17 protein-coding genes and 1 tRNA gene are annotated in these 26,713 nt (G+C 62.4%); 6 read left to right on the forward strand and 12 right to left on the reverse strand.

Features of this window, described 5'->3' with window-relative positions:
* Window positions 1–11: 11 nt before the first annotated feature.
* The 4 genes from LQV39_RS10895 to LQV39_RS10910 all read right to left on the reverse strand — a co-directional run bounded on the left by LQV39_RS10895 (window position 12) and on the right by LQV39_RS10910 (window position 4,277).
* Entirely contained in the window at window positions 12–1,424 is a 1,413-nt protein-coding gene (locus LQV39_RS10895) for a TIGR03013 family XrtA/PEP-CTERM system glycosyltransferase (RefSeq protein WP_230025258.1), read from the reverse strand.
* 40 nt (window positions 1,425–1,464) lie between these two features.
* Window positions 1,465–2,493: an SDR family oxidoreductase gene (locus tag LQV39_RS10900; protein WP_230025260.1), complete on the reverse strand. Its 1,029-nt coding sequence runs from the start codon at window positions 2,491–2,493 to the stop codon at window positions 1,465–1,467.
* A gap of 66 nt (window positions 2,494–2,559) precedes the next feature.
* Window positions 2,560–3,849 (reverse strand): nucleotide sugar dehydrogenase, encoded by a 1,290-nt coding sequence (locus tag LQV39_RS10905; protein WP_230025262.1) that lies wholly within the window; start codon window positions 3,847–3,849, stop codon window positions 2,560–2,562.
* A 352-nt stretch (window positions 3,850–4,201) separates the two neighbouring features.
* A tRNA-Arg gene (locus LQV39_RS10910) sits at window positions 4,202–4,277 on the reverse strand.
* 190 nt (window positions 4,278–4,467) lie between these two features.
* Between LQV39_RS10910 and LQV39_RS10915 the strand changes: the two genes are divergently transcribed.
* The 3 genes from LQV39_RS10915 (at window position 4,468) to LQV39_RS10925 (ending at window position 9,343) form a co-directional block, all read left to right on the forward strand.
* Window positions 4,468–5,358, forward strand: coding sequence for a cytochrome c5 family protein (locus tag LQV39_RS10915; protein WP_230025264.1), 891 nt, complete (start codon window positions 4,468–4,470; stop codon window positions 5,356–5,358).
* A 261-nt stretch (window positions 5,359–5,619) separates the two neighbouring features.
* A complete protein-coding gene (locus tag LQV39_RS10920) occupies window positions 5,620–7,839 on the forward strand; it encodes a hypothetical protein (protein WP_230025266.1) in 2,220 nt (739 codons plus the stop codon).
* 310 nt (window positions 7,840–8,149) lie between these two features.
* Complete coding sequence (locus tag LQV39_RS10925; RefSeq protein WP_230025268.1) at window positions 8,150–9,343, forward strand: hypothetical protein; 1,194 nt, start codon at window positions 8,150–8,152, stop codon at window positions 9,341–9,343.
* Here LQV39_RS10925 and LQV39_RS10930 read toward each other — a convergent pair whose 3' ends face one another.
* From LQV39_RS10930 to LQV39_RS10960, 7 genes are all read right to left on the reverse strand, one after another.
* Window positions 9,344–10,615, reverse strand: a complete 1,272-nt coding sequence (locus LQV39_RS10930) for a hypothetical protein (protein WP_230025270.1) — start codon at window positions 10,613–10,615, stop codon at window positions 9,344–9,346.
* Between the two features lie 9 nt (window positions 10,616–10,624).
* Window positions 10,625–12,157, reverse strand: coding sequence for an MBOAT family protein (locus LQV39_RS10935; protein WP_230025273.1), 1,533 nt, complete (start codon window positions 12,155–12,157; stop codon window positions 10,625–10,627).
* A gap of 215 nt (window positions 12,158–12,372) precedes the next feature.
* Window positions 12,373–14,433, reverse strand: coding sequence for a M13 family metallopeptidase (locus LQV39_RS10940; protein WP_230025276.1), 2,061 nt, complete (start codon window positions 14,431–14,433; stop codon window positions 12,373–12,375).
* Window positions 14,434–14,528: 95 nt separating this feature from the next.
* A complete protein-coding gene (locus LQV39_RS10945) occupies window positions 14,529–16,601 on the reverse strand; it encodes a M13 family metallopeptidase (protein ID WP_230025278.1) in 2,073 nt (690 codons plus the stop codon).
* Window positions 16,602–16,675: 74 nt separating this feature from the next.
* Window positions 16,676–18,724, reverse strand: coding sequence for a M13 family metallopeptidase (locus LQV39_RS10950; protein WP_230025280.1), 2,049 nt, complete (start codon window positions 18,722–18,724; stop codon window positions 16,676–16,678).
* 363 nt (window positions 18,725–19,087) lie between these two features.
* Entirely contained in the window at window positions 19,088–19,672 is a 585-nt protein-coding gene (locus LQV39_RS26375) for a hypothetical protein (RefSeq protein ID WP_290368575.1), read from the reverse strand.
* 259 nt (window positions 19,673–19,931) lie between these two features.
* Window positions 19,932–20,996 (reverse strand): bifunctional UDP-4-keto-pentose/UDP-xylose synthase, encoded by a 1,065-nt coding sequence (locus LQV39_RS10960; protein ID WP_230025282.1) that lies wholly within the window; start codon window positions 20,994–20,996, stop codon window positions 19,932–19,934.
* 145 nt (window positions 20,997–21,141) lie between these two features.
* Between LQV39_RS10960 and LQV39_RS10965 the strand changes: the two genes are divergently transcribed.
* The 3 genes from LQV39_RS10965 (at window position 21,142) to LQV39_RS10975 (ending at window position 24,489) form a co-directional block, all read left to right on the forward strand.
* Entirely contained in the window at window positions 21,142–22,584 is a 1,443-nt protein-coding gene (locus LQV39_RS10965) for a S41 family peptidase (RefSeq protein ID WP_230025284.1), read from the forward strand.
* 106 nt (window positions 22,585–22,690) lie between these two features.
* On the forward strand, window positions 22,691–23,812 hold the full coding sequence (locus LQV39_RS10970) for a beta-ketoacyl-ACP synthase III (protein ID WP_230025286.1): 1,122 nt from the start codon (window positions 22,691–22,693) through the stop codon (window positions 23,810–23,812).
* Window positions 23,813–24,039: 227 nt separating this feature from the next.
* On the forward strand, window positions 24,040–24,489 hold the full coding sequence (locus tag LQV39_RS10975; protein ID WP_230025288.1) for a hypothetical protein: 450 nt from the start codon (window positions 24,040–24,042) through the stop codon (window positions 24,487–24,489).
* A gap of 54 nt (window positions 24,490–24,543) precedes the next feature.
* On the opposite strand, the gene LQV39_RS10980 is transcribed toward LQV39_RS10975, so the two are convergent.
* A complete protein-coding gene (locus LQV39_RS10980; protein ID WP_230025290.1) occupies window positions 24,544–26,589 on the reverse strand; it encodes an NADPH-dependent 2,4-dienoyl-CoA reductase in 2,046 nt (681 codons plus the stop codon).
* Window positions 26,590–26,713: the final 124 nt, after the last annotated feature.

Raw genomic sequence — 26,713 nt, forward strand, 5'->3', positions numbered from 1 at the left:
GGCGGAGCCGGTCAGCGTCCGCTGCGGAACAGGACGACTTTCAGGGTGTCGATGAGGATCAGGACGTCGAGGAACAGGCTGTTGTTCTTCACGTAGTAGAGGTCGTACTGCAGCTTCTGCAGCGCGTCCTCGGCGGACGACCCGTAACCGTAGCGCACCTGGGCCCAGCCGGTGATGCCCGGCTTGACGCTGTGGCGCACATTGTAATACGGGACCACTTCGATCAGCTGGTCGACGAAATACTGGCGCTCCGGGCGCGGGCCGACGAAGGACATGTCGCCCTTGAACACGTTGAGGATCTGCGGCAGCTCGTCGATGCGGGTCTTGCGCATGAAGTTGCCGATCCGGGTGATGCGCGGATCGTTCTGCTGGGCCCACTGCGGCTTGCCGCCCTTTTCGGCGTCGGTGCGCATGCTGCGGAATTTATGCACGAAGAAGGTCTTGCCGTCCTTGCCCACCCGTTCCTGCGAATAGAACACCGGACCGCGGTCTTCCAGCTTGACGGCCAGCGCGGCCAGCAGCATCAGCGGCAGGGTCAGCACCAGGATGATCACGCTGCACACGATGTCGAAGCTGCGCTTCATGAAGGTGCGGACAAAACTCTGGTCGAAGCCACCGCCGAACACCAGCCAGGACGGCTGCAGCGAGTCGACCCGGATCTGGCAGGTCTCGCGCTCGAAGAAGGTGGCGGCGTCGGTGACCTTCAGGCCGGCCAGTTTGCAGTCGAGCAGTTCCTTGATCGGGAAGCCACCGCGGCGGTTCTGCACCGACACCACGATTTCCTCGACGTTGTACTGGCGCGCCAGCGCCACCAGGGTATCGCCCTCGCGCCCGTTCAGCAGGCTGGTCGAGGGCACGCACAGCTCCTCGGTCGGGGTCGGAACGAAGCCGGTGATGTTGTAGCGGTGGTAGCTGGCGCTCTGCAGGGCCAGGTCGCTGCATTCCTTGGCCAGCGGGCCGCTGCCCAGGAACAGGATGCGCGTCTCCAGGAAGCGCAGCTCCGAGCTCTTGAAGAAGATCATGCGCGCGATGAAGATGCCGGCGGCGGCGATCGCGAACACCAGGGCCAGGATGCCGCGGCCGAAGTACAGGTCCGGGGCGACGTAGAACACCAGGGTCAGGATCAGGAAGCCCATCAGGAAGGAGGGCATCAGCTTCATGAAGAAGGGATTGCGCAGGCCTTCGTTGAAGTCGAGCTGGTACATGCCCATCGCGCTCATGCTGAAGATGATGGCGGCGGTGAAGGCGATGGCCGAGGTGAAGAAGTGGTCGAGGTTCTCGACGTTCGGCAGGCCGAGCGGCTGGCCCAGTTCCATGAAGCGCACCGCCGCGCCGACGTAAGCGGCGCCGAGCAGGACCAGCACCTCGACGAACAGCAGGACGAAGACGATCTTCGACACATAGTGGTTGGAAATCTTAAGCACGCTACCCTCCGGTATTCTTCTTGGTCACATACTGCAGTGCTTATTCGGACAGGTTGTGCACGTACCAGTCCATGGCTTCTTTCAGCCCTTCGCCGATGCGGTGGGTGGGCGCATAGCCCAGCATCGCGGCGGCCTTGCCGATATCGGCCTGCGAATGGCGCACGTCGCCCTTGCGGAAGTCGACGTACACCGGTTTGTGCGCGGCCACGTGCGGGTAGCGCGGCGCCAGCAGCTCGCACATCTGCGCATGCAGCTGGTTGAGCGAGGTGCGGTCGTTCAGCGCCACGTTGTACACCTGGTTGGCGGCGTCGCTGCCGGCCATCGCCGCCAGCAGGTTGATCTGGACCACGTTATCCACATAGCAGAAATCGCGGCTGGTCTCGCCATCGCCGTTGATGCGCAGCTCGTCGTTGCGGATCAGCGCCGCCACCCATTTCGGGATCACGGCCGCATAGGCGCCGTTCGGATCCTGGCGCGGACCGAACACGTTGAAGTAGCGCAGGCCGATCGATTCCATGCCGTAGGTGCGGCCGAACACGTCGGCGTACAGCTCGTTGACGTACTTGGTCACGGCGTACGGCGACAGCGGCTTGCCGATCCGGTCCTCGACCTTCGGCAGGCCTGGGTGGTCGCCGTAGGTCGAGCTGGAGGCGGCGTAGACGAAGCGTTTCACTTTGGCGTCGCGCGCGGCCACCAGCATGTTCAGGAAACCGGTGATGTTCGTTTCGTTGGTCAGCTGCGGATCCGCGATCGAGCGCGGCACCGAGCCCAGTGCGGCCTGGTGCAGGACGAAGTCGATGCCCTCGCAGGCACGTGCGCAATCCTCGGGCGAACGGATGTCGGCCTGCTGGAAAGTAAAGTTGGCCCATGCCGCCTCGCCCACCAGCTCGCGCACCTGGTCCAGGTTGCGCTGGTGGCCGGTGGCGAAGTTGTCGAGGCCCGTGACGCGCTGGTTCAGCTTGAGCAGGGCTTCGACCAGGTTCGAGCCGATGAAACCAGCTGCGCCGGTGACCAGCCAGTGGTAGCTGCGTTGGCGCAGCTGCTGTTGGACGTCTTGAATCTTGTTCACGTTTGCAGACACTTTACTTACGGATTGCGCGGCCGCCCGCGGTCGCGGACGGCCGTAGGGGCGGTATTACAGGCGCCAGACGCAGTAGCCGGCTTCGCTGATCGCCTTCGGATCGAATTGCGACTTGACGTCGATGAAGCAGCCGTTGTCGTTCAGCTTGGCCTGGAAATCGAGCAGCGAATGGGCCAGCACTTCCTTGTGCGGCACGGCCACGACCAGGGCATCGGCTTTCGGCAGGTCTTCCCAGCGTTCCAGCTTGATGCCGTATTCGTGCTGGGCTTCTTCGGCTTCGGCCACCGGATCGTAGACGTGTACCTCGCAGCCGTAGGATTCCAGTTCGTGGACGATGTCCGCGACCTTCGAATTGCGCAGGTCCGGGCAGTTTTCCTTGAAAGTCAGGCCGATCACGTTGACCTTCGAACCCTTCACGTGGAAGCCCGAGGAGATCATCGACTTGACGGTCTTTTCGGCCACGAACTTGGCCATGCCGTCGTTGATGCGGCGGCCCGCCAGGATCACCTGCGGGTGGTAGCCGACCATCTCCGCCTTATGGGTCAGGTAATAAGGATCGACGCCGATGCAGTGGCCACCCACCAGGCCCGGACGGAAGGGCAGGAAGTTCCACTTGGTGCCGGCGGCCTTCAGGACTTCCAGCGTGTCGATGCCGACCTTGTCAAAGATGATCGCGAGTTCGTTCATCAGGGCGATGTTCAGGTCGCGCTGGGTATTCTCGATCACCTTGGCGGCTTCGGCCACCTTGATGCTGGAGGCGCGGTACACGCCGGCGGTCACCACCGATTCGTACAGCTTGGCGACGCTGTCCAGGGTAGCGTCGTCATCGCCCGACACCACTTTCAGGATCGTGGTCAGGGTATGTTCCTTGTCGCCCGGGTTGATGCGCTCCGGCGAGAAGCCGACGTGGAAATCCTCTTTCCACTTCAGGCCCGACTCTTTTTCCATGATCGGGATGCAGACTTCCTCGGTGGCGCCCGGGTAGACGGTCGACTCGAACACGACGATCGCGCCGCGTTTCATGTGCTTGCCGACGGTCTTGCTGGCGCCGGCCAGCGGCGTGAAATCCGGGTTGTGGGCGATGTCCACCGGGGTCGGCACGGCCACCACGATGTAGTCGGCCTGCGCCAGTGCGGATGGGTCGGTGGTGACTTCCAGGTGCTGCGCCGCCTTCAGCTGCTCGGTCGAGACTTCGCCGGTCGGATCAACGAACTTCTTGTAGTTTTCAACTTTGCTGGCCGACAGGTCGAAGCCGATCGTTTTCGCCTTCTTGCCGAACTCGACAGCCAGCGGCAACCCAACATAGCCCAAGCCAACTACTGCGACGACTTCATCTGCTTTCATCTCGCACATTCCGATCAAATATTAATTTTTGCAATTCTGTTAATTTTAAATATAGCATGGAAACAGAATTGCACTCAACAACTGACAAGGATTCTCTCCTTAAAAAACAACAGGATGGCGCTGCTGGCCGTAGTTTCAAGCAGGCAAGCAAAACATCGTAGGCCGCAAGAATTCCAACAAGCAACATCGCTGAGTCAGATGTAATTTTAACATTCTTCGAAAAAGCAATTTGTTTGCGCGGCAATCGTGCGCATAGGAATCATTGCTTTTTTTGATGAACTAGACGTAGAAGAGTATGAGTTCGCGGGCACCAGTGTGGCGAACGGTAACTTATTGATTTACTGAGAGGAGTTGGCGCGGCTGGCGGGGATCGAACCCACGACCCTTGGCTTCGGAGGCCAATACTCTATCCACTGAGCTACAGCCGCGCAGGAGTGAAGCGAAGGATACAGAGTTTTGACCGGCACGTCTATGGACACTAATGTTGGCCATAGAGAAATTGCGTTTCCATTAACGTGCTTTCGATCTATAATCGCCCGGTTCCGCGCCATTTATGACGGGTAAGGTAGCTAAGCGCCGGACGCCAGCAGGTTTTTTTATTGTTTAAGTAAGGAAATCATGAGCGACGCACATCACAGTGAACACCAGGCTTTCATCCGAACCCCGAAACAGCTGATCGCCGCAGTGGCCGGGTTTTTCCTCGTCATCGTCATCGGCATCATCTTGTTGGTGTCGTTCGTGACCAATCAACATTTGACGGGCGCGGGCTCGGAAGGCCAGAACCCGGAATCGGTCGTGGCGCGCCTGCGTCCGGTTGCCGAAGAAGGTTTCGCACTGAAGGATGCGAATGCGCCCAAGGTGCTGCAGAACGGCCAGGCCGTCTATACCGCCGTGTGCGCCGCCTGTCACGCCACCGGTGCCGCCGGTGCACCGAAAGCCGGCGATGCCGGCGCCTGGAGCGCACGCATCGCGCAAGGTTACGACACTCTCCTCCAGCACGCGATCAACGGTATCCGCGCCATGCCTGCCAAGGGTGGCAACCCGGACCTGGACGATGTCGAGGTGGCGCGCGCCCTTGTATATATGACGAATCAATCGGGCGGCAAGTTCAAGGAGCCGGAAGCGCCGGCACCTGCCACCCAGGTGCAAGCCGCTGCGCCTGCTGCGCCTGCTACTCCTGCGGCCGCTGCTCCTGCTGCGGCCCCGGCAGCCGCTGCTCCCTCGCCAGCCGGCGCGCCGGTGATGGCCGCCGCAGACAGCGGCGCCGGCAAGGCCTTGTACGGCTCCACCTGCATGGCCTGCCATGGCGCCGGCATTGCGGGTGCGCCGAAGATGGGCGACAAGGCTGCCTGGGCGCCGCGCATTGCCCAAGGCAACCTGGTGTTGTACGAGCATGCGCTCAAGGGCTTCCAAGGCAAGACCGGCATGATGCCGCCGAAGGGTGGGTCGAGCGCGCCGGATGGCGACGTGAAAAGTGCGGTCGACTATATGGTAGCCGCAGCAAAGTAACAATTTCTCTCTTACAAGAAGCCGCCCGAGGGCGGCTTTTTTGTTTTTTGTTTTTAAATCAATGTTTTTAACCATACAAAAAACTGTCGAAATTACATTGCTTCCGAATAATATTCATAAGTTGCTAGACAATATTTCGTTGCCCTACGGGAACAAACAGCCACTTATTTGACTTTTTCCGTGCATCACTAATTTCTTTGGCGTAATCTAGCGTTACCGAACAAAAAGAAACCGACTAGCGCTTAACCAGAGAAACCCGAAATGAAATCTGTTAAAAACTTCTTGTCGCTCCGGCGTCTTTCCGTTGTTGTCGCCAGCTCCGCACTCGCCGCCTGTGGCGCGGGTAGCGATCAGACCCAGGGCACCGCTTCCAGCGCCCAGACCGCTGCGTCCCTCAGCACCTCCCTGCCGGGCATACTGACCGGCCCGATCACCACCACCGTGCCGCCCTCGACCGGCGGCACGACCACGCCCACTGCCGTCTCCGGCACGGGCATTACCGATATCCGTTTCGAAAACACCAGCACGAGCGCAACCCAGACCAATGTTCCTGTGACTTTCGGTCAAGTTTTCGCTCAAGGCAACCTGCTCGCAACCGACAAGCTGACCGGTCGCCTGGAAGACGGCACCACGGTGCCGCTGCAGGTCGACGTCAAGGCGACTCACCCCGACGGCTCGGTGCGCCATGCCATTATTTCTGCTGTCGTGCCGAGCATCGCCCCGGCCAAGGTGCGCACCATGTCGCTGGTGAAAGGCGGCACCGCGCCGACCGGCACCGTCACCACCGATTCCCTGCTGCGCAGCGGCTTCACCGCGTCAGTCCACGCCAAAATTGGCGGCGTCGATTACTACGCCTCGGCCGACGAGCTACTGAAGAGCGCCACTGCGACCACTTGGCTGAACGGCCCGATCGCCACCGAATGGCAAGTTTCGGCCCCGCTGCGTACCAGCAGCGGCGCACAGCACCCGCACCTCTCGGCGCGTTTCGCCGTTCGCTGGTATGCCGGTACGAACAAGGCGCGCGTCGATGTCGTTGTCGAGAACGACTGGGCGTATGAACCGTCGCCGCAGAACTTCACATATGACGCCAGCGTCGTCATGGGCGGCAAGTCGGTCTACAGCAAAGCCGCGATGACCCATTACCACCATGCCCGCTGGCGTCAGGTGTTCTGGTACAACACTGCTGCACCGGAACTCAACGTCAAGCACAACACGGCTTACCTGATCGCCTCGAAGGCGATCCCGAACTACGACCAGAGCGTGGTCGTTCCGGAAACCGCACTGGCGGCGCTGAAGACGAAGTGGACCGGTAACCTGACGCAACCGATGGGCACGGGCATGGCGATTTCGTATATGCCGAACACCGGCGGCCGTCCTGATATCGGCCTGCTGCCGGGCTGGAGCGCGACCTATCTGTTGAGCATGGACAAGCGCGCCAAGGAAGTCATGCTTGGTACTGCCGACCTGTCGGGCAGCTGGTCGTCGCACTACCGCGACCGCAAGACCGATCGGCCCATGAGCGTGGCAGACTATCCTTACGCCACGATCCTGGCCCGCGCCACCGACACCTTTAATACGGCGACCAAGCAATACGAAGCCTTCCCGGCATGTGCATCGTCGACGGCTTGCACCACGCCGAACACGCACGACGCGGCGCACCAACCGAACCTGGCCTACCTGCCTTACCTTGTCACGGGTGACTATTACTACCTGGAAGAGCTGCAGTTCTGGGCGATGTGGAACTCGTTCTCGTCGAATCCTTACTACCGCCAGTACGCAAAAGGCCTGTATGTGTCCGACCAGATCCGCGGCCAGGCCTGGAGCTTGCGCACCGCGTCCGAAGCGGCTTACATCACGCCGGACAGCAACCCGTTGAAGGCGACGTTCACGAACATCGTCAACAACAACTTGGACTTCTACAACGCGACCTATACGAACAATCCGTCTGCAACCGGCCTGGGCGTTCTGACCGACAGCCATGCTCTCGGCTACGACAACGGTACCGGTCTCGCTCCTTGGCAGGATGACTTCTTCACCTCGGCCGTCGGTCATAGCGCTGAACTCGGCTTTACCAAGGCGAACGCCTTGCTGGCATGGAAAGCGAAGTTCCCGATCGCCCGCATGGTGGGTGCAGGCACCTGCTGGATCGATGCCGCTATCTACTCGATGAAGGTACGCGATTCGTCGACCAGCCCGTTCTACAACACGATCGCCGAAGCCTACAAAGCCAGCCACACGGCCGACATCCTGGCCTTGGAATGCAATAGCGCCGCCATGGCAAGCAAGCTCGGCCTGAAGGTCGGTGAAATGAAGGGCTACGCATCGCAACCGGACGGCTATCCGTCGAACATGCAGCCGGCACTGTCGTACGCCGCAACCGTCGGTGGCAACGTAGGCAAGAACGCTTGGGCCCTGTTCGCAGGCCGTAGCGTCAAGCCCAACTACGGCAACGGCCCGCAGTTTGCCATCGTTCCGCGCTGATTTGACCTGATCTAATCTGCACGCAAGCCGAGGTAGCGCCAGCCAGCGCTGCCTCGGTTTTTTTACATGCCTTCTTGTAACTTCTTGTCGCTTTTACGCCATTACTTTAATTTTTTCTGTAACAATTTTCTGCACGACAAAAATAAGCTCTGTCATAGAGCGATGCCTAGGAAAAAGAACATTTAGTCATCAATCTTGTTACACATGGTTACTTTCCGCGTCACAATTTGTTCGCTAAGCTTGAGGTTTCGCGTTTCCGATAAGCATTGACTTTCGAAACGGACTCTCTTTCTTGGACTAGAGGAAACACATGCAAGGTCGAATCAACCCGTCCACCCGTAAGACTTCCATCTTCGTTCCGGCCGCTCTTCTCGGCCTGGCATTCGCATCGTCCGCTTCGGCCGCCACCTTGTCGGTGGGTCCGGGCAAAATCTACGCAAGCCCTTGCAAGGCCATCGCTGTCGCGAAAAGCGGCGACGTGGTCGAAATTACCGGCAACACGACCTATAGCGGCGACGTCTGCGGCGTCTACGCCAGCAACATCACCATCCGCGGCGTGAACGGCCGCCCGAAGATCAATGCCAACGGCAAAAACGCCATGGGTAAAGGTATCTGGGTGGTTTCAGGCAGCAACGTCACCGTCGACAACGTCGAGATGTACGGCGCCAAGGTCGCCGACAAGAACGGCGCCGCGCTGCGCCTTGAAGGCGTCAACTTCACGCTGAGGAATTCCTTCCTGCACGATAACGAGAACGGTATCCTGAGCAACTCGAATACCTCGAGCAATATCGTGATCGAATACAGCGAGTTCGGCCACAACGGCTATGGCGACGGTTACAGCCACAACCTGTACATCAACAACGTCGGCAGCCTGACCTTCCGCTACAACTATTCGCACGACGCGAACATCGGCCACAACCTGAAGTCGCGTGCACGCGTCAACACGATCGTGTACAACCGCTTCTCGTCCGGCGTGGCCGGCAGCACCGCGATCGGCAAGCCGAGCTACGAGATCGACCTGCCGAACGCCGGCACTTCCTATGTGATCGGTAACGTGATCCAGCAGCCGTCTGTCAACGGCAACCCGACCCTGCTGGCCTACGGCGAAGAAGGCGCGAGCAACCCGGGCAAGGACCTGTACGTGGTGAACAACACCTTCCTGAACGACAACAGCTCGAGCGGCACCTTCGTGATGGTCGGTTCGGGCGTGACCACCCCGGTCCTGCTGCAGAACAACATCTTCGGCGGCACCGGCACCCTGAGCACCCAGACCAGCGCGGTCCAGAAGACCAACTACCGCTCGGTGTCACCGGGCTTCGTGAGCCGCTCGGCCTGGGACCTGCGTCCACTGGCGAATGCGTTGGTGACCAACGCCGGTTCGACCCCGGGTACCTCGAGCAGCGGCGTCTCGCTCAAGCCGGTCGCGCAGTACAAGCACACGGCGTCCGGCGTGGCCCGTCCGGTGCTGGGCAATCTCGACATCGGCGCCTACGAGGCGCAGTAATCAGTGCGCGTGGGTGCGCGCGTCGGCAATCGTCGCGCGCGCATCTGCAAAGATCTCCGGAATACTGCCCAGGCACCGTGCGCGCTCGGCCGCGATGCGCTGGCGGTTCTGTTCCAGATTCTGTGCCGTCAGCGCAATGCCGAACGGCACTTCTTCTCCCAGTACGCGGCGCAGGATCAAGTCCCCGGTGGCGGACTTGAAGTGGCCGGCTTCCCAATACCATTTCGTGGTGCTGCGCAGATCGCCTGCTGCCGGAATCGCTTCGCACTGGACCGCATCGAAGCCGCTGAAGTCCCAGAGATGGATGCGGGCATTCGGCTGGCGCCGGCGCATTGCATCGACCTCCTGCACCAGCACGCGCTTCCATTCTTCCATCGTCGGCTGCAGCCCGGCTTCCTCGAACATGGCCATCAGCTGGGCATGGTAGGGATAGATAACCAAGTTCACTTCGGTGCCGTCCTGCGCCATGCGCGCCAGCATTTCGCGCAGGCGGTCAATGCTGGCTGAACTGCCGGTGCCCTTGAGGAACAGGTTGGCCGGCTTGCGCACCAGGTTCTTGGCGTTTTCCTGCGCGCGTTGCTTGAAGATGGCGTTATAGCCCTCCTGGCGCGCATATTTCCGGTACTCGAGCAAGGGCGTATGGCCGCTCGCCGTCAGGGTCTCCACTTCCGGCGCTTTCTGGATCGACAAGGTGCGCGCGGCGTCCATCAGCGATTTCAGGGAAAACACGGTGTCCACGCGCCATTGCCACGACTGCGCATTGGCCGGCTGGGATGCCGGCTGGCTGTCCGGCTGCACCAGGAAATCCAGGAACTCGACGCCGACCACCGCCATCGCGGGAGGCGGAACGTCGCGTCGCACCTCTTCGAAGACACGCTGCGAGACCGCCAGGCTAGTTCCGGCCAGGGCCAGGTTGTAAGCCGGATAGCCGTGCGAGTGCAAGGGTCCGCTGTCCGGATCGAAACCGACTTCGACCCGCGAATTGCCCAGCAAGAGCGCCTTGGGACGGGCCGTTTTGGCCTGGGCGACCTTGATTTGCTCGCGATACTGTTCCGGCAGCGGTTTGATGCGATTGAAGCCTTCGGCATCGACCAGGCCGAACTGGTGATATGGGTCGGCCACGACGACGAAACCCGTGACCAATACCGCACCGGCGGCAAGGATGCCTGCGCACCATGCCGTGAAGACGGCGAAAGACGGCGTACGTTCCGCTGCCGCCGCGACGCCGGGCAGGCTGGCGAACTCATCATCCTGGCTGTGGATATGTTCCATCGTTCGACCTTAAAACTGGAAATAAAGGAATTCGGCAGGGCGGCTGAGCGACAGCATGCTGCCCAATAAAATGGCGCCGATATAGATGCCCCAGCGCCTGGACGGCTGCCAGACCTGCCATGTGGCGCGGTACGGCCGGCTGGCGCCGCCCAGCGCCGACTCGTAGCGGACCATGATCTGCTGGGTATTCGGCAGGCAGAAGGCGATCAGGCCGCCGATGACCACCCATTGCCAGGTTTCGAGGAAACGCGAGCCGCCGCCCATATAAAACACGACGCCCCAATGCTCGAGCACCGGCTTCAGGCCGCCGAGCTGCGCACCGATCGATGCCGGCAGGCCAAGGCCGTGGACACCGGCCATGCCCTGCAGGATCAGCAGCGCCTTGCCCATGTCGGCCGCGCGGAAGAACACCCAGGCGACGCACACCGCGGCAAAGGTCAGCGCGACGCTGAAGAGGGCCCACGGACGCGACGTGCGGGGGAAGCCGATCCTGGTCGCCAGGGCTTCCCAGCTGTGATTGATGACCAGGTAGACGCCGTGCAGCAAGCCCCAGATCACGTAATTCAGGCCCGCGCCATGCCACAGGCCGCCGAGCACCATGGTCAGCATCAGGTTCACGTAACGCCGTACCCGTCCCTTGCGGTTGCCGCCGAGCGGCACATACAGGTAGTCGCGCAGGAAGCGGGATAGGGTCATGTGCCAGCGCCGCCAGAACTCGACGATGTTCACGGATTTATACGGCGAATCGAAATTCAGCGGCAGGCGGATGCCAAACAGCAGCGAGATGCCGATCGCCATGTCCGAATAGCCGGAAAAATCGAAGTAGAGCTGGAAGGCATAGGCCAGCACGCCACCCCATGCCAGGGCCAGCGAAAACATGTCGCTTTTATCGAAGAGGAAGTTCGCGTAGGGCGCGAGGTTATCGGCAATCAGGACTTTCTTGGCCAGACCGATCGCAAAAATACTCAGGCCGACCGCCAGGTTCCGGTTTGAAAAGCGGTAGCTGGCGGCGCGGCCGAATTGCGGCATCATTTCCGCGTGATGCAGGACCGGGCCGGCAATCAAGTGCGGGAAATAAGTGATGAACAGGACGTAATGCAGGAAGCGGGATTCGCTCACCTTGCTCTGGTAGGTGTCCACCAGATAAGCGATCTGGGTGAAGGTGAAGAAGGAAATACCGATCGGAAGAATGATATGCAGCGCCGGGATATCGGCGCCGGTCAGGCCATTGACGCCCGAAATGAAAAAGTCGGTGTATTTGTAATAGGCGAGCAGCAGCAGGTCGGCGCCGACCGCGGCCGTCAGCCACTGCTTGCGCGCCGGTCCGCTGGCCGCGCCTATGCGTTGCCCCATCCAGTAATTGAAGACGATGGAGCCCAGCAGCAGCGGAATGTAAGCCACACTCCACCAGCCATAAAAGATCAGCGATGCCAGCGCCAGCCATGCGGCGGCATATTCATGGCTCTTCCGGGCGAGCATGAAATAGCCGAGCGCAGTCAGCGGCAGGAAAAGGAAAAGAAAAGTAAACGAATTGAACAGCATGGATATGCTTTTAGGCTGGGCAGAGTTCTGGACGCGAAAGCCGCTGCAGGACGCAGTTTGACTTATATCAAAGTGATTTTTTGTACAGGGTAATGCGGAAGAGTTCGTTTAGCAACATATAAAAGGGCCACTGTTGTCTGCCGGGTAAACCGGCGGACAACAGTGGCCGCGGCGCGATGCAGGGCGCTTAAAAGGTGTTTATCACCGGATGCGCTTCACCAGATAATCACCCGCTCCTTCGGCGCCAGGTACATCTTGTCCCCCGGCTTGACGCCGAAGGCTTCATAAAAGCCCGGCTGGTTGCGCAGCGTGCCGTTGGCGCGGAACGCATCCGGCGAGTGCGGGTCGGCCTTGATCTGCGCGATGGTCTGCTGCTCGCGCATCTTGGCGCGCCACACCTGGGCCCAGCCCATGTACAGGCGCTGCTCGCCGGTGTAGCCGTCGATGACCGGCGCCTTCTTCCCCTTCAGCGAGATTTTATAAGCCTTGGTGGCGATCGCCAGGCCGGAGTTGTCGGCGATGTTCTCGCCCAGGGTCAGCTCGCCGTTCACGTGGTAGCCCGGCAGTGGCTCGAAAGCGTTGTACTGGTTCACCAGCATCGCGGTCTTGGCCTTGAAGTTCTTGTGGTCGGCCTTGCTCCACCAGTCGCGCAAGTTGCCGTTGCCGTCGTACTGGGCGCCCTGGTCGTCGAAGCCATGGCTGATCTCGTGGCCGATCACGGCGCCGATGCCGCCATAGTTCACCGCGTCGTCGGCGTTGGCGTCGAAGAAGGGCGACTGCAGGATCGCGGCCGGGAACACGATCTCGTTCATCTCCGGGTTGTAGTAGGCGTTCACCGTCTGCGGCGTCATGCCCCACTCGTCGCGGTCGATGGGTTTGCCCAGCTTGTCGATCTCGCGGTCGGCGGCGACCACGCGCGCGCGCATCACGTTGCCGACCAGGTCATCGCGCTTCACTACCAGCTTCGAATAATCCTTCCACTTGTTCGGGTAGCCGATCTTCGGGGTGAACCTGGCCAGCTTGGCTTGCGCTTCCTTTTTGGTGGCGGGGCTCATCCAGTCGAGCTTGTTGATCGACTCTTTATAGGCGGCCAGCAGGTTCTTCACCAGCGCCTCCATGCGTGCCTTGCGCGCCGGCGGGAAGTATTCGGCCACATACAGCTTGCCCAGCGCCTCACCCTGCGCACGCTCGACCGCGCCGACGCCACGCTTCCAGCGAGGTTCCAGCTCCGGGGTGCCGGACAGGGTCTTGCCATAGAAGCCGAAGCGCTCGTCGACGAAGGCCTTCGACAGGTAGCCGGCGTAGGCGTCGACCAGGTGCATCGCTAGAAAAGCCTTCCAGGTGTCGAGCGAGGTCTTGTTCGACAGCTCGACGAAGGCTTTCAGGTAGCTCGGCTGGCCGACGATGACGTAGCTCGTCTTGCCGGACAGGCCGGCGGCGTCCAGCCAGGACTTCCAGCCGTAGCCGGGCGCCAGCTTGTCGAGGTCGGCCAGGTTCACCTTGTTGTAGGCCTTGATCGGATCGCGCAGCTCGACCTTGGTCCACTGGATCTTCGCGATCTCGGTCTCGAAGCCGACGATGGAGCGCGCATCGAACACGGCGCGCGGGTTGCCGGCCAGTGTCAGCGTGCGCTCGACGTGCTGCTCGTACTTCGCCTTGGCGTAGGCCAGCTTGGCGTCGTCGTCCTTCAGGTAGTAGTCGCGGTCCGGCATCGCCAGGCCGCCCTGGCCGATGTCGGCCACGTACTTGGTGGAGTCCTTGTTGTCCTGGTGGATGCCGAAGTCGAAGGGTACGTTGACGCCGATCTTGCCGAGGTGGGCCAGCAGGGCCGGCAGCTCGGCCTTGTCCTTCAGCGCGGCGATCCTGTCCAGCTCCGGCTTCAAGGGCGCGATGCCCAGCTGTTCCAAGCGCGGCTCGTCCATGAAGCTGGCATAGAAGTCGCCGATGCGCTGCTCGTCGGCGCCTTTGACGCCCTCCTTGGCCGAGACTTTCTCGATGATGCCGCGCAGCTGGGTCAGCGAATCCTCATACAACTGGTCGAAGGAGCCCCAGCTGGCCTGGTCGGCGGGGATTTCGACGGTCTGCAGCCACTTGCCGTTCAGGTGGGCGAAGAAGTCGTTTTGCGGGCGCACCGCGGGATCGATGTACTGGGTGGCGATGCCGCTGGCCAGGACCGGGCGCGAGGCGGCGGATGCGCTGGTTTTGGCCGCGGGCGCGGCGTGAGCGAAGCCGGCGGCCAATGCCAGGCTCAATGCGCTCAATGCAAGGCGTTTCATGACAGGACGTCCCTTCGTTTGTTGTTGTCTTCTTATTGTAGCGCCAATAAAAAAGGCCGCGGCATGCCGCGGCCTTCATTACAACAGTGAGGTGTTTACCAGATGATCACGCGCTCGGTCGGCGCCAGGTACATCTTGTCGCCCTGCTTCACCTTGTAGGCTTCGTAGAAGCCCGGCTGGTTGCGCAGGGTGCCGTTGGCGCGGTACTGGCCCGGCGAGTGCGGGTCGGTCTTCACTTGCACGATCTGCTGCTGCTCGCGCATCTTCGAGCGCCACACCTGCGCCCAGCCCGCGTACAGGCGCTGGTCGCCGGTCATGCCGTCGATCACCGGTGCCGCCTTGCCCTTCAGCGAGATGTGATAGGCCTTGTAGGCGATCGCCAGGCCGGAGTTGTCGGCGATGTTCTCGCCCAGGGTCAGCTCGCCGTTCACGTGGTAGCCCGGCAGTGGCTCGAAGGCGTTGTACTGCTTGACCAGTGCGGTGGTCTTGGCCTTGAAGTTCTTGTGGTCTGATGCGGTCCACCAGTCGCGCAGGTTGCCGTCGCCGTCGTACTGGGCGCCCTGGTCGTCGAAGCCGTGGCTGATCTCGTGGCCGATCACGGCGCCGATGCCGCCATAGTTGACCGCGTCATCCGCGTTGGCGTCGAAGAACGGCGGCTGCAGGATCGCGGCCGGGAACACGATTTCATTCATCTCCGGGTTGTAGTAGGCGTTGATGGTCTGCGGCGTCATGCCCCATTCGTCGCGGTCGATCGGCTTGCCCAGCTTGTTGATCTCGCGGTCGGCTTCGACCACGCGCGAACGCATCACGTTGCCGACCAGGTCGTCACGCGACACCACCAGCTTCGAATAGTCCTTCCACTTGTTCGGGTAACCGATCTTCGGGTTGAACTTGGCCAGCTTGGCTTGCGCTTCCTTCTTGGTGGCCGGGCTCATCCAGTCGAGCTTGTCGATCGACTGCTTGTAGGCGGCCAGCAGGTTCTTCACCAGGGCTTCCATGCGCGCTTTTTTCTCGGCCGAGAAGTACTTGTCCACGTACAGCTTGCCCACCGCTTCGCCCTGCGAACGCTCGACCGCGCCCACGCCACGCTTCCAGCGCGGTTCCATTTCCTTCACGCCCGACAGGGTCTTGCCGTAGAAGTCGAAGCGCTCGTCGACGAAGTTCTTCGACAGGAAGCTGCCGTAGGATTCGATCAGGTGCAGCGACAGGTAGGCCTTCCAGGTATCGATCGGGGTCTTGTTGGCGACTTCCATGAAGGACTTCAGGTAGGTCGGCTGGCCCACGATCACGTAGGTGGCCTTGCCCGACAGGCCGGTGGTGTCCAGCCAGGTCTTCCAGTCGAAGCCCGGGGCGACCGTGTTCAGGTCGGCCAGGTTGACCTTGTTGTAGGCCTTGATCGGGTCGCGCAGCTCGACCTTGGTCCACTGCACCCTGGCGATCTCGGTCTCGAAGTCGACGATGGCGCGGGCAGAGGCGGCGGCGTTCTTGTCGCCGGCCATGCTCAGCATCTTCTCGACGTGCTGCTGGTACTTGGCCTTGGTGGCGGCCAGCTTGGCGTCGTCGGCCTTCAGGTAGTAGTCGCGGTCCGGCATGCCCAGGCCGCCCTGGCCGATGTCGGCGACGTACTTGGTCGAATCCTTGTTGTCCTGGTGGATGCCGAAGTCGAAGGGCACGCCCACGCCGATCTTGCCCAGGTGGGCCAGCAAGGCCGGCAGCTCCGACTTGTCCTTCAGTGCGGCGATCTTGTCCAGCTCACCCTTCAGCGGGGTCGCGCCCAGCTGTTCCAGGCGCGCTTCGTCCATGAAGCTGGCGTAGAAGTCGCCGATGCGCTGTTCGTCGGTGCCCTTGGCGGCGTTCTTCTTGGCGACGTTCTCGATGATGCCGCGCAGCTGCGGCAGGGTGTTCTCGCGCAGTTCCATGAACGAGCCCCAGCTCGACTTGTCCGACGGGATCTCGACGGTCTTGAGCCACTTGCCGTTCAGGTATTCGAAGAAATCGTCCTGCGGGCGCACGGACGATTCGATGTATTGGGTAGCGATGCCGGCGCTCAGGGTCTGGCCCTTGGTGGCGGTGGCTTTCGCGGCGGCGGCGGCGCCGCTGCCCTCTGCGTGGCTGACGCTGGCGATCAGGGCCAGGGTCAGGGCGCTCAACAGGTACTGCTTCTTCATTCTTGCATCTCCCTCGGTATTATTGGTGGATGGGGGCAGCGGGATCGCCGCCGCCCCTGTTCTGGCGCTTGGTATTACCAGATCGTGACGCGCTCTTCAGGCTTCAGGTACATCTTGTCGCCTTCCTTGACGCCGAAGGCTTCATAGAAGGCGGCCTGGTTGCGCAGGGTGCCGTTGGCGCGGAACTGGCCCGGCGAGTGCGGATCGGTTTTCACCTGGTTGATCGCCGCCTCGTCGCGCATCTTCGAGCGCCACACCTGGCCGAAGCCCATGAAGAAGCGCTGGTCGCCGCTCAGGCCGTCGATCACCGGGGCCGGCTGGCCGTGCAGCGAGATCTTGTAGGCTTTATAGGCGATGGCGAGACCCGAGTTGTCGCCGATGTTCTCGCCCAGGGTCAGGGCGCCGTTGACGTGGTAGCCCGGCACCGGTTCGAAGGCGTCGTACTGCTTGACCAGCATGTCGGTCTTGGCCTTGAAGCGGGCCTCGTCTTCCTTGGTCCACCAGTTGCGCAGGTTGCCGTCGCCGTCCGACTGGCTGCCCTTGTCGTCGAAGCCGTGGCCGATTTCGTGGCCGATCACGGCGCCGATCGCGCCGTAGTTGACCGCGTCATCCGCGGCGGCGTTGAAGAAGGGCGGCTGCAGGATCGCGGCCGGGAACACGATCTCGTTCAGGCGCGAGTTGTAGTAGGCGTTGATGGTCTGCGGCGTCATGCCCCATTCTTCGCGGTCGATCGGCTTGCCCAGCTTGTTGATGTTGCGGTTGTAGCTGAAGGTCGCGGTGCGCATCACGTTGCCGATCAGGTCATCCTTCTTGATCGCCAGCTTCGAGTAGTCGCGCCACTTGTTCGGGTAGCCGATCTTCGGGTTGAACTTGGCCAGCTTGGCTTGCGCTTCCTTCTTGGTCTCCGGGCCCATCCAGTCGAGCTTGTCGATGGATTCCTTGTAGGCGGCCAGCACGTTCTTCACCAGCTCTTCCATGCGCGCCTTGCGCTCCGGCGGGAAGTACTGGGCGGTGTATTCACGGCCCAGGGCTTCGCCCAGCGCGCCTTCGACGGTGCTGACGCCACGCTTCCAGCGCGGTTCCATTTCCTTCACGCCCGACAGGGTCTTGCCGTAGAAATCGAAGCGCTCGTCGACGAATTTCTTGGACAGGAAAGGCGAGAACTCGCGCAGCACCTGCCACTGGAAATAGGACTTCACGGTCTCGAGATCGGTCTTGGCCAGCACCTGGTTGAAGCCGGTGATGTAGCTCGGCTGGCCGACGATGACGTAGTCCGCTTTGTTGCCGATGCCGGCGGCGCCCAGCGCGGCCTTCCAGTCGTAGTCCGGGGTCAGCCTGGACAGCTCGTCCACGCTCATCTTGTTGTAGCTCTTGTTCGGGTCGCGCAGGTCGACGCGGTTCCACTGCGCCTGGGCCAGCTCGGTCTCGAAGGCGACGATGGCCTTGGCCTTGGCGGCGGCATCCTTGTCGCCGCTGAGCGCCAGCATGTTGGCGACGTGCTGCTCGTACTTGGCCTTGATGCCGGCCATGCGCTTGTCATCCATCTTCAGATAATAGTCGCGGTCCGGCAGACCCAGGCCGCCCTGGCGGATGTAGGTCGCGTACTTGGTCGATTCCTTGGCATCCTGGGCCACGCCGATGCCGTAAGGGACCGACACGCCGATCTGCGACAGGTGGGCCACCAGGGCCGGCACGCCCTTCTTGTCCTTCAGCGCGCGGATGCGATTCAGCTCGCCGGCCAGCGGCTTCGCGCCGAGGGTTTCGAGCTTCTTCTCGTCCATGAAGCTGGTGTACAGGTCGCCGATCTTCTGCTCGTCGCTGCCGGCCTTCTTGCCCGGCTTCTTCTGGACCGTTTCGACGATGCCGCGGATCTGGCCCTGGGTGCTGTCACGCAGCGCGATGAAGGTGCCCCAGCTGGTGCGGTCCGACGGGATTTCCGTGGTCTGCAGCCATTTGCCGTTCAGGTGGCCGAAGAAATCGTCCTGGACGCGCACGCCCTGGTCGATGTACTGCGTCTCGATGCCGGAGGTCGTGCCGGCGGCAGCGGAATGGACATTGTCGGCGGCGCCGGCGAAGGCGGCCATCATGGACAGGGTCAGGGTGCTCAGAAGGTAACGTTTCACGAAGATGTCCTTGGTTGCGGGATATGAACGGCTTGTGGCCATCGGCAAATGTATCACAGCCCGGCTTGCCAAAACCGGGCTGTTGTCTGGCAATTACACTGGAATAGGAATGGGAGTGAACCGGCGTGGCGCCGGTACATATGGCCTGCAGTGCGTGCGGCCTGCTCTTCCTGGGCGGAAGCCCATGCGTGTCCCGCCGTGCCCGGCAAGGCCAGGCAGGCCATCGGGATCAGTTTGCTCATGCTTATCGTTGATCGGTTGCCCGGACTGTTGCCGTCCGGTTGGACCAAATTCTAGCCGTTAAGCATAGCCAGGATACGGGTCAGGCGCCCGATGTTACTTTACGATACATCGTATGTATGTCTAACCGCCGATATTGATGCCGCCGGCGCTGCCACCCATGCCGCCCATGCCACCGCCGGGTCCGCCCATGCCGCCACGGCCGTGACCGCCCATCCCGCGGCCGCCGCGTTCTCCGCCCTTCTCGCCGCCCCGCTCGCCACCCGGACGTCCTTCCGGCACCACGCGCAGCAGCTGTTCGTTCACCAGGGTCGCCACCTGGCGCCGCTGGGTATCGTCGAGGGCGTCGTTCAGGCCGAGCCAGAGTTCGCGCAGCTGCTTGTCTTCCTGGACGACGGCGGCGCTTTCAGCCTCCACCAGGGCGTTCAGTTCGCGCAGTTCGACGTCCGGCTTCGCCAGCAGCGTTTTCGCCTTGTCCTGCAGCGCCTCGCGGCGGTGCTGGCGCTCGCGCAGCACGGCGCGCGAGCGGCTTTCGACCTGTTGCCACAGGGTCTGCTGGTTGGCGTTCAGGTTCAGCGACTTCTTGAATTCGGACGTCATCGGCACAAGGTCTTCGGCGCGCATGTCCATCAACGGGACGGCAAGCGTCGACCCTGCGGCGCCGAGGGCACAGGCGAACAGGCAGGCGCGAAGGAGGCGGGTAGGCATAGGGATCGTCACCATAAAAAAGCCCACGGGGGCACCGTGGGCAAAGACCACTTCAAGAAGTGGAGAGAGAGAAAAACTGATAAGAACTATAGGCTCGGGGATTTTCTCTCGTGTTGATTCTTACAATTACTTACGGCACGCTATCCGGGGCCATACACGGATTTACAAGTTCCCTTAAATCGTAAAGGGAATGAAACCGTAAACGTAAAAACGCCATTCCCGCTTTCACGGGAATGGCGTTGTTTTACTATAGCGGGTCTTAGTCGCGCTGCAGCTGGCGGCGCTCCGGAATCAGATCCTTCGCATCGACCAGATTGTCCTTGTAGGAATCGAAAATCCTGGCCAGCGCATCGCGCATATTCACTTGCGGCGACCAGCCCAGCTCCGACACCGTGTTCTCGATCTTCGGCACGCGGTTCTGCACGTCCTGGTAGCCGGCGCCGTAGTAGGCGCCCGAGCTGGTCTCGACCAGCTTCACCTCTTTGGCGGTGTCGCGGTATTCCGGGTACTCGGCGGCCAGTTCCAGCATCATGTGGGCCAGTTCGCGGATCGAGTAATTGTTCGACGGGTTGCCGATGTTGTAGATCTTGCCGCTGGCCTTGCCATCCTTGTTGTCGATGATGCGCACCAGGGCGTCGATGCCGTCGTCGACATAGGTGAAGGAGCGCTTCTGGGCGCCGCCGTCGACCAGCTGGATCGGTTCGCCGCGCACGATATGGCCCAGGAACTGGGTCAGCACGCGTGAGGAACCCTCTTTCGGAGTGTGGATCGAATCCAGGCCGGCGCCGATCCAGTTGAACGGGCGGAACAGGGTGAAATTCAGGCCTTCCATGCCGTAGCCCCAGATCACGCGGTCCATCAGCTGCTTGGAGCAGGCGTAGATCCAGCGCGGCTTGCTGATCGGGCCGTAGACCAGTTCCGAGTTTTCCGGGTCGAATTCGTCGTCGTGGCACATGCCGTAGACTTCCGAGGTCGACGGGAACACCAGGTGCTTCCTGTACTTGGCGGCCGAACGGACGATCGGCAGGTTCGCCTCGAAGTCCAGCTCGAACACCTTGAGCGGCGCCTGGACATAGGTCGACGGGGTCGCGATGGCGACCAGCGGCAGGATCACGTCGCACTTCTTGACGTGGTACTCGACCCATTCCTTGTTGATCGTGATATCGCCTTCGAAGAAATGCATGCGCGGGTGGCTCAGGAGCTCCGTGATGCGCTCGGAATTCATGTCCATGCCGTAGACTTCCCAGTCGGTAGTCTCGAGGATGCGCTTGGACAGATGGTGGCCGATGAAGCCGTTGACGCCGAGAATGAGGACTTTCTTCATTTTAAATAAGCAACATATGCACGTGAACGGGCCATTATATCACCGTGCATATTCACGAAGACCGGGCCCGGGCGTCCGTTCCGTGCGCGGGACGGTTATACTCCACCATGCTCAGGCATAAACTTATCGAAGGACCGATCAGCACATGGGCTCGAAACTCAAGCATTCCGCCCTCCTCGCCCTGGGCGCCGTTCTCGGCGTCGCGGTCACGATGCAATTTTCGGCGCTGGCCCAGAAACCGGTCGCGGACGGCATGCCCCTGGACAGCCTGCGCCAGCTGGCCGGCGTCTACGGCCTGATCAAATCCACCTACGTCGAACCGGTCGAAGACCGCAAGCTGATGACCCATGCCATGTCCGGCATGGTCGATGCGCTCGACCCCCATTCGGCCTACCTGGACAAGAAAGCCTACCGTGAGCTGCGCGAGGGCACCGAGGGCCGCTTCGTCGGCCTCGGCATCGAGATCGGCCAGAGCGACGAAGGCTACGTCAAGATCGTCGCCCCGATCGAGGATTCGCCGGCCGCCCGCGCCGGCATCCAGGCCGGCGACCTGATCGCCCGCATCGACGGCGCGAAGGTGCAGGACATGGACATCGACGAGGCGATCAAGCGCATGCGCGGCGAGCCGCATACCAAGGTCGTGCTGAGCATCCTGCGCACGGGCGCGCCGGCGCCGCTGGAAATCGCGGTGGTGCGCGACGAGATCGTGCAGAAGAGCGTGAAGGGGAAAATCCTCAAGTCCCACGGCGACGGCTATGCCTGGGTGCGGGTCTCGCAGTTCCAGGAACCGACCGTCAACGACCTGGCGAGCAAACTCGCCACGCTGGCGAGCGAGGAGCCGGACCTGAAAGGCCTGGTGCTCGATTTGCGCAACGACCCGGGCGGCCTGCTGCAGGGCGCGATCGGCACCGCCGCCGCCTTCCTGCCCGCCGGCGCCGAAATCGTCTCGACCAACGGCCAGCTGGAAGAATCGAAGGCGCGCTTCTACGGCCGCCCCGAGCACTACATGCTGGGCCGCGGCGACGACCCGCTGAAAAAGGTGCCGGCGCTGTTCAAGACCATCCCGATGGTGGTGCTGGTGAATACCGGCTCGGCCTCGGCCTCGGAAATCGTGGCCGGCGCCCTGCAGGACTACAAGCGCGCGGCGATCGTCGGCAGCCCGACCTTCGGCAAGGGCTCGGTGCAGACCATCCGCCCGATGGCCGGCGAGACCGCCGTCAAACTGACCACGGCGCGCTACTACACGCCCAGCGGCCGCTCGATCCAGGCGCGCGGCGTGGTGCCCGACTTCCCGGTCGACGAAAACGCCGACGGCGATGGCCTGAACGCGCTGCGCATGCGCGAAGCCGACCTGAAAAGCCACCTCTCGAATGACCGCGAGCGCGAGGAAGCCACGCGCAAGGACGACATCAGGGCGCAGATGCGCATCCTGGCCGCCGAGCGCCACCGCAAACCGGTCGAATTCGGCAGCGACACCGATTTTCAATTGGCCCAGGCGCTGCGCCACCTGCAGGGCTTGCCGCTGCAGCTGTCGAAGCGGGCCGGCGGCATGGACAAGGCCGAACCGCTGGCGCAACAGGCCCACTGACGCACTTTTGATGTAATACCGGGACCGTTCCCACGGTCTGTACGATTGTGTAGAATCGGCAGATTCGCAGGGAGTTTCTTCCCGTTATCACCTTTGAAAGCCAACCATGAAACCTGTCGTCATCAGCGGCACCGGCCTGTTTACGCCACCGAATTCGATCTCCAACGATGAGCTGGTGACGGCCTTCAACGCCTACGTCGAACTGTTCAACGCCGAAAACGCGCAAAAGATCGCGGCCGGCGAAGTCACCGCGCTGGAACCGTCCAGCAGCGGCTTCATCGAGAAAGCCTCGGGCATCAAGTCGCGCTACGTGATGGAAAAGGCCGGCATCCTCGATCCGAAGCACATGACCCCGCGCATCAAGGAGCGCGCCGACGAGGAACTGTCGCTGCAGGCCGAGATCTGCGTCGCCGCCGCGCGCCAGGCCCTGGCCCGCGCCGGCCGCACCCCGGCCGACATCGACATGGTGCTGGTCGCCGCCAGCAACATGCAGCGCGCCTACCCGGCCATGGCGGTCGAGGTCCAGGATGCGCTGGGCATCGAAGGCTTCGGCTTCGACATGAACGTGGCCTGCTCGTCGGCCACCTTCGCGATCCAGACCGCGGCCGGCGCCGTGCAGACCGGCCAGGCGCGCGCCGTCCTGGTGCTGAATCCGGAAATCACCAGCGCCCACCTGAACTTCCGCGACCGCGACAGCCACTTCATCTTCGGCGACGCCTGCACCGCAATGGTCATCGAAGCGCTTGAGACCGCCGTCGGCGAGCACCAGTTCGAGATCCTCGATTCGAAGCTGAAGACCAAATTCTCGAACAATATCCGCAACAACTTCGGCTTCATGAACCGCTTCGACGAAGACGGCGTCGGCAAAGCGGACAAGCTGTTCCGCCAGCAGGGGCGCAAGGTTTTTAAAGAGGTTTGCCCGATGGCGGCCGAGACCATCCGCACCACGGTCGAAGGCGCCGGCCTGAAGGTTGAGGACATCTCCCGCTTCTGGCTGCACCAGGCCAACCTGAGCATGAACCAGCTGATCACCCGCACCTTGCTGGGCCGCGACGCCGAAGCCGGCGAAGCGCCGGTGATCCTCGACACCTATGCCAACACTTCCTCGGCCGGCTCGATCATCGCCTTCCACAGCTACCAGGACGACCTGCCGAGCGGCGCCCAGGGCGTGATCTGCTCGTTCGGCGCCGGGTATTCGATCGGCTGTGTGGTGGTGAGAAAAAAATAACGCCGTCGCCCCGGCGAGTAAGGACCGTCACCCCCGCGCAGGCGGGGGTCCAAGTTCGTGCTGCATCATCAAGCTCAGCATTAACCAACACTCTTCACCCACTGAAGAGTGTTGGTAGTTCCAGTCCTACAAAGGTGCGCTCCCGATTCCTCTGGAATACGGCCTTCCCCGCGCGCATCATCTCCCAGTCAGCGCATCAACATGCGCAGCACCTGAGGAGGATCAAAATGACGAAGCAAAAAGGACCTGATAGCGTCCGCGCACGCGGCATCGCCAAGGAAAAAACCGTCACCGTCGCGAGCGGCAGCCAGCAGCCGCGGGCGCCGGGCTGGGTGGCGCCGGGCAGTGCCAACGTGCAGTCGGCAAATATTGAACAGCAAGGTGCTGCGTTGCGCTCCCGCGGTTCGCTGCAGGGCAACGGCATGGGTGACCAGAACGTCGGCAGCCAGCGCGGCGGCGGTGCCGCCCAGCAGGCCGGCTGGAGCGCCCGCCAGAGCGCCCAGCGCATGCAGGCGCGCGGCGAGGAAGACCGCCTGAACGCCTCGCGCCAGTCGGGCTATGGCGGCATGGAACAGAAGCAGGCCTCGGGCTCGCAATCCACCCAGACTGCGCAGCCGGCATCGGATCATTCGAGCAGGAAAACCAAGAAACGCAGCAGCGGGGCCGGGCAGGACTGAGGCCCGATTCCCTGGTAATGGCGGCCGGGTGGCGGTAGGCACCCGGCCATTTTTTTACAGGCGCGCCGCCAGCTCCGCCCCTTCCCGGATCGCACGCTTCGCATCCAGCTCGGCCGCCAGCGCGGCCCCGCCGATCTTGTGGAAACGCGGCCCAGCCTTCGGCTCATCCGAAGGCATCAGCGCCGCCAGGCTCTCCTGCCCCGCGCAGACGATTACGTTGTCCACTTCCAGCAGCTTTTGCTCGCCGCCCACCGTGATGTGCAGCCCGGCGTCGTCGATGCGGTCGTACTGCACGCCCGCCAGCATCGTCACGCCGTTGCGCACCAGGGTAGCGCGGTGCACCCAACCCGAGGTTTTACCGAGACCCGCGCCGGGACGCGTGGTCTTGCGCTGCAGGAGCCAGATGCTGCGCAGCGGCGCCGGTTTGTGCGCCTTGATCAGGCCGCCGGCATTGCGCACGGCCGGATCGACGCCCCATTCGCCCATCCATTTTGCGACCGGCACCGGCAGCGCCTCCGCCGGATCGTGCAGCAGGAATTCCGCCGTGTCGAAGCCGATGCCGCCCGCGCCGATGATCGCCACGCGCTTGCCGACCGCCGCCCCGCCGCGCAGCACGTCCAGGTAGGACAGCACCTTCGGATGGTCGATGCCCTCGATGCGCGGCATGCGCACCGTGACGCCGGTGGCCACGATCACGTCGTCGTAGCCGGCCGCGATCAGCTCTTCCTGCGTCACGCGCTGTCCCAGGCGCAGCTGCACCCCCGTCAATTCCAGCTTGCGCCCGAAGTAGCGGATGGTCTCCGTGAACTCTTCCTTGCCGGGGATGCGCATCGCCACATTGAACTGGCCGCCGATGCGCTCATGTGCATCGAACAGCGTCACCTCGTGCCCGCGCTCGGCGGCGACGGTGGCCGCCGACAGCCCGGCCGGCCCCGCCCCCACCACGGCGACGCGGCGCTTGCGCACCACCGGGCGGAACACCAGCTCGGTCTCGTGGCAGGCGCGCGGATTCACCAGGCAGGTCGCGCGCTTGTTCGAGAAGGTGTGGTCGAGGCAGGCCTGGTTGCAGGCGATGCAGGTGTTGATCTCGTCGCTGCGGTTTGACGCCGCCTTGACGACCCAGTCGGCGTCCGCCAGGAAGGGCCGCGCCATCGACACCATGTCGGCATCGCCGCGCGCCAGCAGATTCTCGGCATCGTGCGGCATGTTGATGCGGTTCGAGGCCACTACAGGGATGCGTACTTCCTTGCGCAGCCGCCCCGCCACTTCGGCAAAGGCCGCGCGCGGCACCGAGGTCACGATGGTCGGAATCCTGGCTTCGTGCCAGCCGTAGCCTGTATTCAGGATGGTCGCGCCGGCCGCTTCCAGGGCCTTGGCGACCGTCACGATCTCGTCCCAGGTATTGCCGCCTTCGACCAGGTCGAGCACCGAGTGGCGGTACATGATGATGAAGTCGCGGCCCACGGCTTCGCGGATGCGGCGCACCACCTCTACGGCCAGGCGCATGCGGTTTTCGATCGCCCCGCCCCAGCGGTCCTGGCGGCGGTTGGTGCGCGCGCACAGGAACTGGTTCAGCAGATAACCTTCACTGCCCATTACCTCGACGCCGTCGTAGCCGGCCTGCTGCGCCAGCGTCGCGCAGCGCACGTAATCTTTAATCGTGGATTCGATCCCGCTTTCGCTCAAGGCGCGCGGGCGGAACGGAGAGATCGGCGACTTCTGGTTCGAGGCTGAGACCACCAGCGGCTGGTAGCCGTAGCGTCCCGCATGCAGGATCTGCAGCAGGATCTTGCCGCCCTCTTCGTGCACGGCGCGGGTGACGCGGCGGTGGTTCAGGACGTCGCCCATGAAATTGAGCGTGCCGCCGAAAGGCAGCAGCCAGCCCTGGCGGTTCGGCGAGATGCCGCCGGTGACGATCAGGCCGACCCCGCCGCGCGCCCGCTCGCGGTAGAAGGCCGCCAGCTTGCCGTAGTTGTAAAAGCGGTCTTCGAGCCCGGTATGCATCGAGCCCATGATTACGCGGTTCTTCAGCGTGGTGAAGCCGAGGTCGAGGGGAGACAGCAGGTGCGGGTAGGCGGTGGTGGGGATGGGTGCGTTCATTCGGGTCATAGTTAAACGTCGTTCCCGCGAAAGCGGGAACCCAAACGGAGACACCGAAGTCGTTGATGATACGTTACTACGGAATTGCCGACTTCGGAAACTCAGTATGGATTCCCGCTTTCGC

The organism is Massilia sp. Bi118 (genome assembly GCF_918697865.1).
Taxonomy (GTDB): Bacteria; Pseudomonadota; Gammaproteobacteria; order Burkholderiales; family Burkholderiaceae_D; genus Telluria.

What these genes read in the sequence shown, in the direction of transcription:
- LQV39_RS10915 (WP_230025264.1), top strand. Translation starts at nt 4,468, where the DNA reads ATGAGCGACGCACATCACAGTGAACACCAGGCTTTCATCCGAACCCCG.
- LQV39_RS10970 (WP_230025286.1), top strand. Translation starts at nt 22,691, where the DNA reads ATGAAACCTGTCGTCATCAGCGGCACCGGCCTGTTTACGCCACCGAAT.
- LQV39_RS10980 (WP_230025290.1), bottom strand. Translation starts at nt 26,589, where the DNA reads ATGAACGCACCCATCCCCACCACCGCCTACCCGCACCTGCTGTCTCCC.
- LQV39_RS10905 (WP_230025262.1), bottom strand. Translation starts at nt 3,849, where the DNA reads ATGAAAGCAGATGAAGTCGTCGCAGTAGTTGGCTTGGGCTATGTTGGG.
- LQV39_RS10930 (WP_230025270.1), bottom strand. Translation starts at nt 10,615, where the DNA reads ATGGAACATATCCACAGCCAGGATGATGAGTTCGCCAGCCTGCCCGGC.
- LQV39_RS10940 (WP_230025276.1), bottom strand. Translation starts at nt 14,433, where the DNA reads ATGAAACGCCTTGCATTGAGCGCATTGAGCCTGGCATTGGCCGCCGGC.
- LQV39_RS10965 (WP_230025284.1), top strand. Translation starts at nt 21,142, where the DNA reads ATGGGCTCGAAACTCAAGCATTCCGCCCTCCTCGCCCTGGGCGCCGTT.
- LQV39_RS10975 (WP_230025288.1), top strand. Translation starts at nt 24,040, where the DNA reads ATGACGAAGCAAAAAGGACCTGATAGCGTCCGCGCACGCGGCATCGCC.
- LQV39_RS10920 (WP_230025266.1), top strand. Translation starts at nt 5,620, where the DNA reads ATGAAATCTGTTAAAAACTTCTTGTCGCTCCGGCGTCTTTCCGTTGTT.
- LQV39_RS10925 (WP_230025268.1), top strand. Translation starts at nt 8,150, where the DNA reads ATGCAAGGTCGAATCAACCCGTCCACCCGTAAGACTTCCATCTTCGTT.
- LQV39_RS26375 (WP_290368575.1), bottom strand. Translation starts at nt 19,672, where the DNA reads ATGCCTACCCGCCTCCTTCGCGCCTGCCTGTTCGCCTGTGCCCTCGGC.
- LQV39_RS10945 (WP_230025278.1), bottom strand. Translation starts at nt 16,601, where the DNA reads ATGAAGAAGCAGTACCTGTTGAGCGCCCTGACCCTGGCCCTGATCGCC.
- LQV39_RS10960 (WP_230025282.1), bottom strand. Translation starts at nt 20,996, where the DNA reads ATGAAGAAAGTCCTCATTCTCGGCGTCAACGGCTTCATCGGCCACCAT.
- LQV39_RS10935 (WP_230025273.1), bottom strand. Translation starts at nt 12,157, where the DNA reads ATGCTGTTCAATTCGTTTACTTTTCTTTTCCTTTTCCTGCCGCTGACT.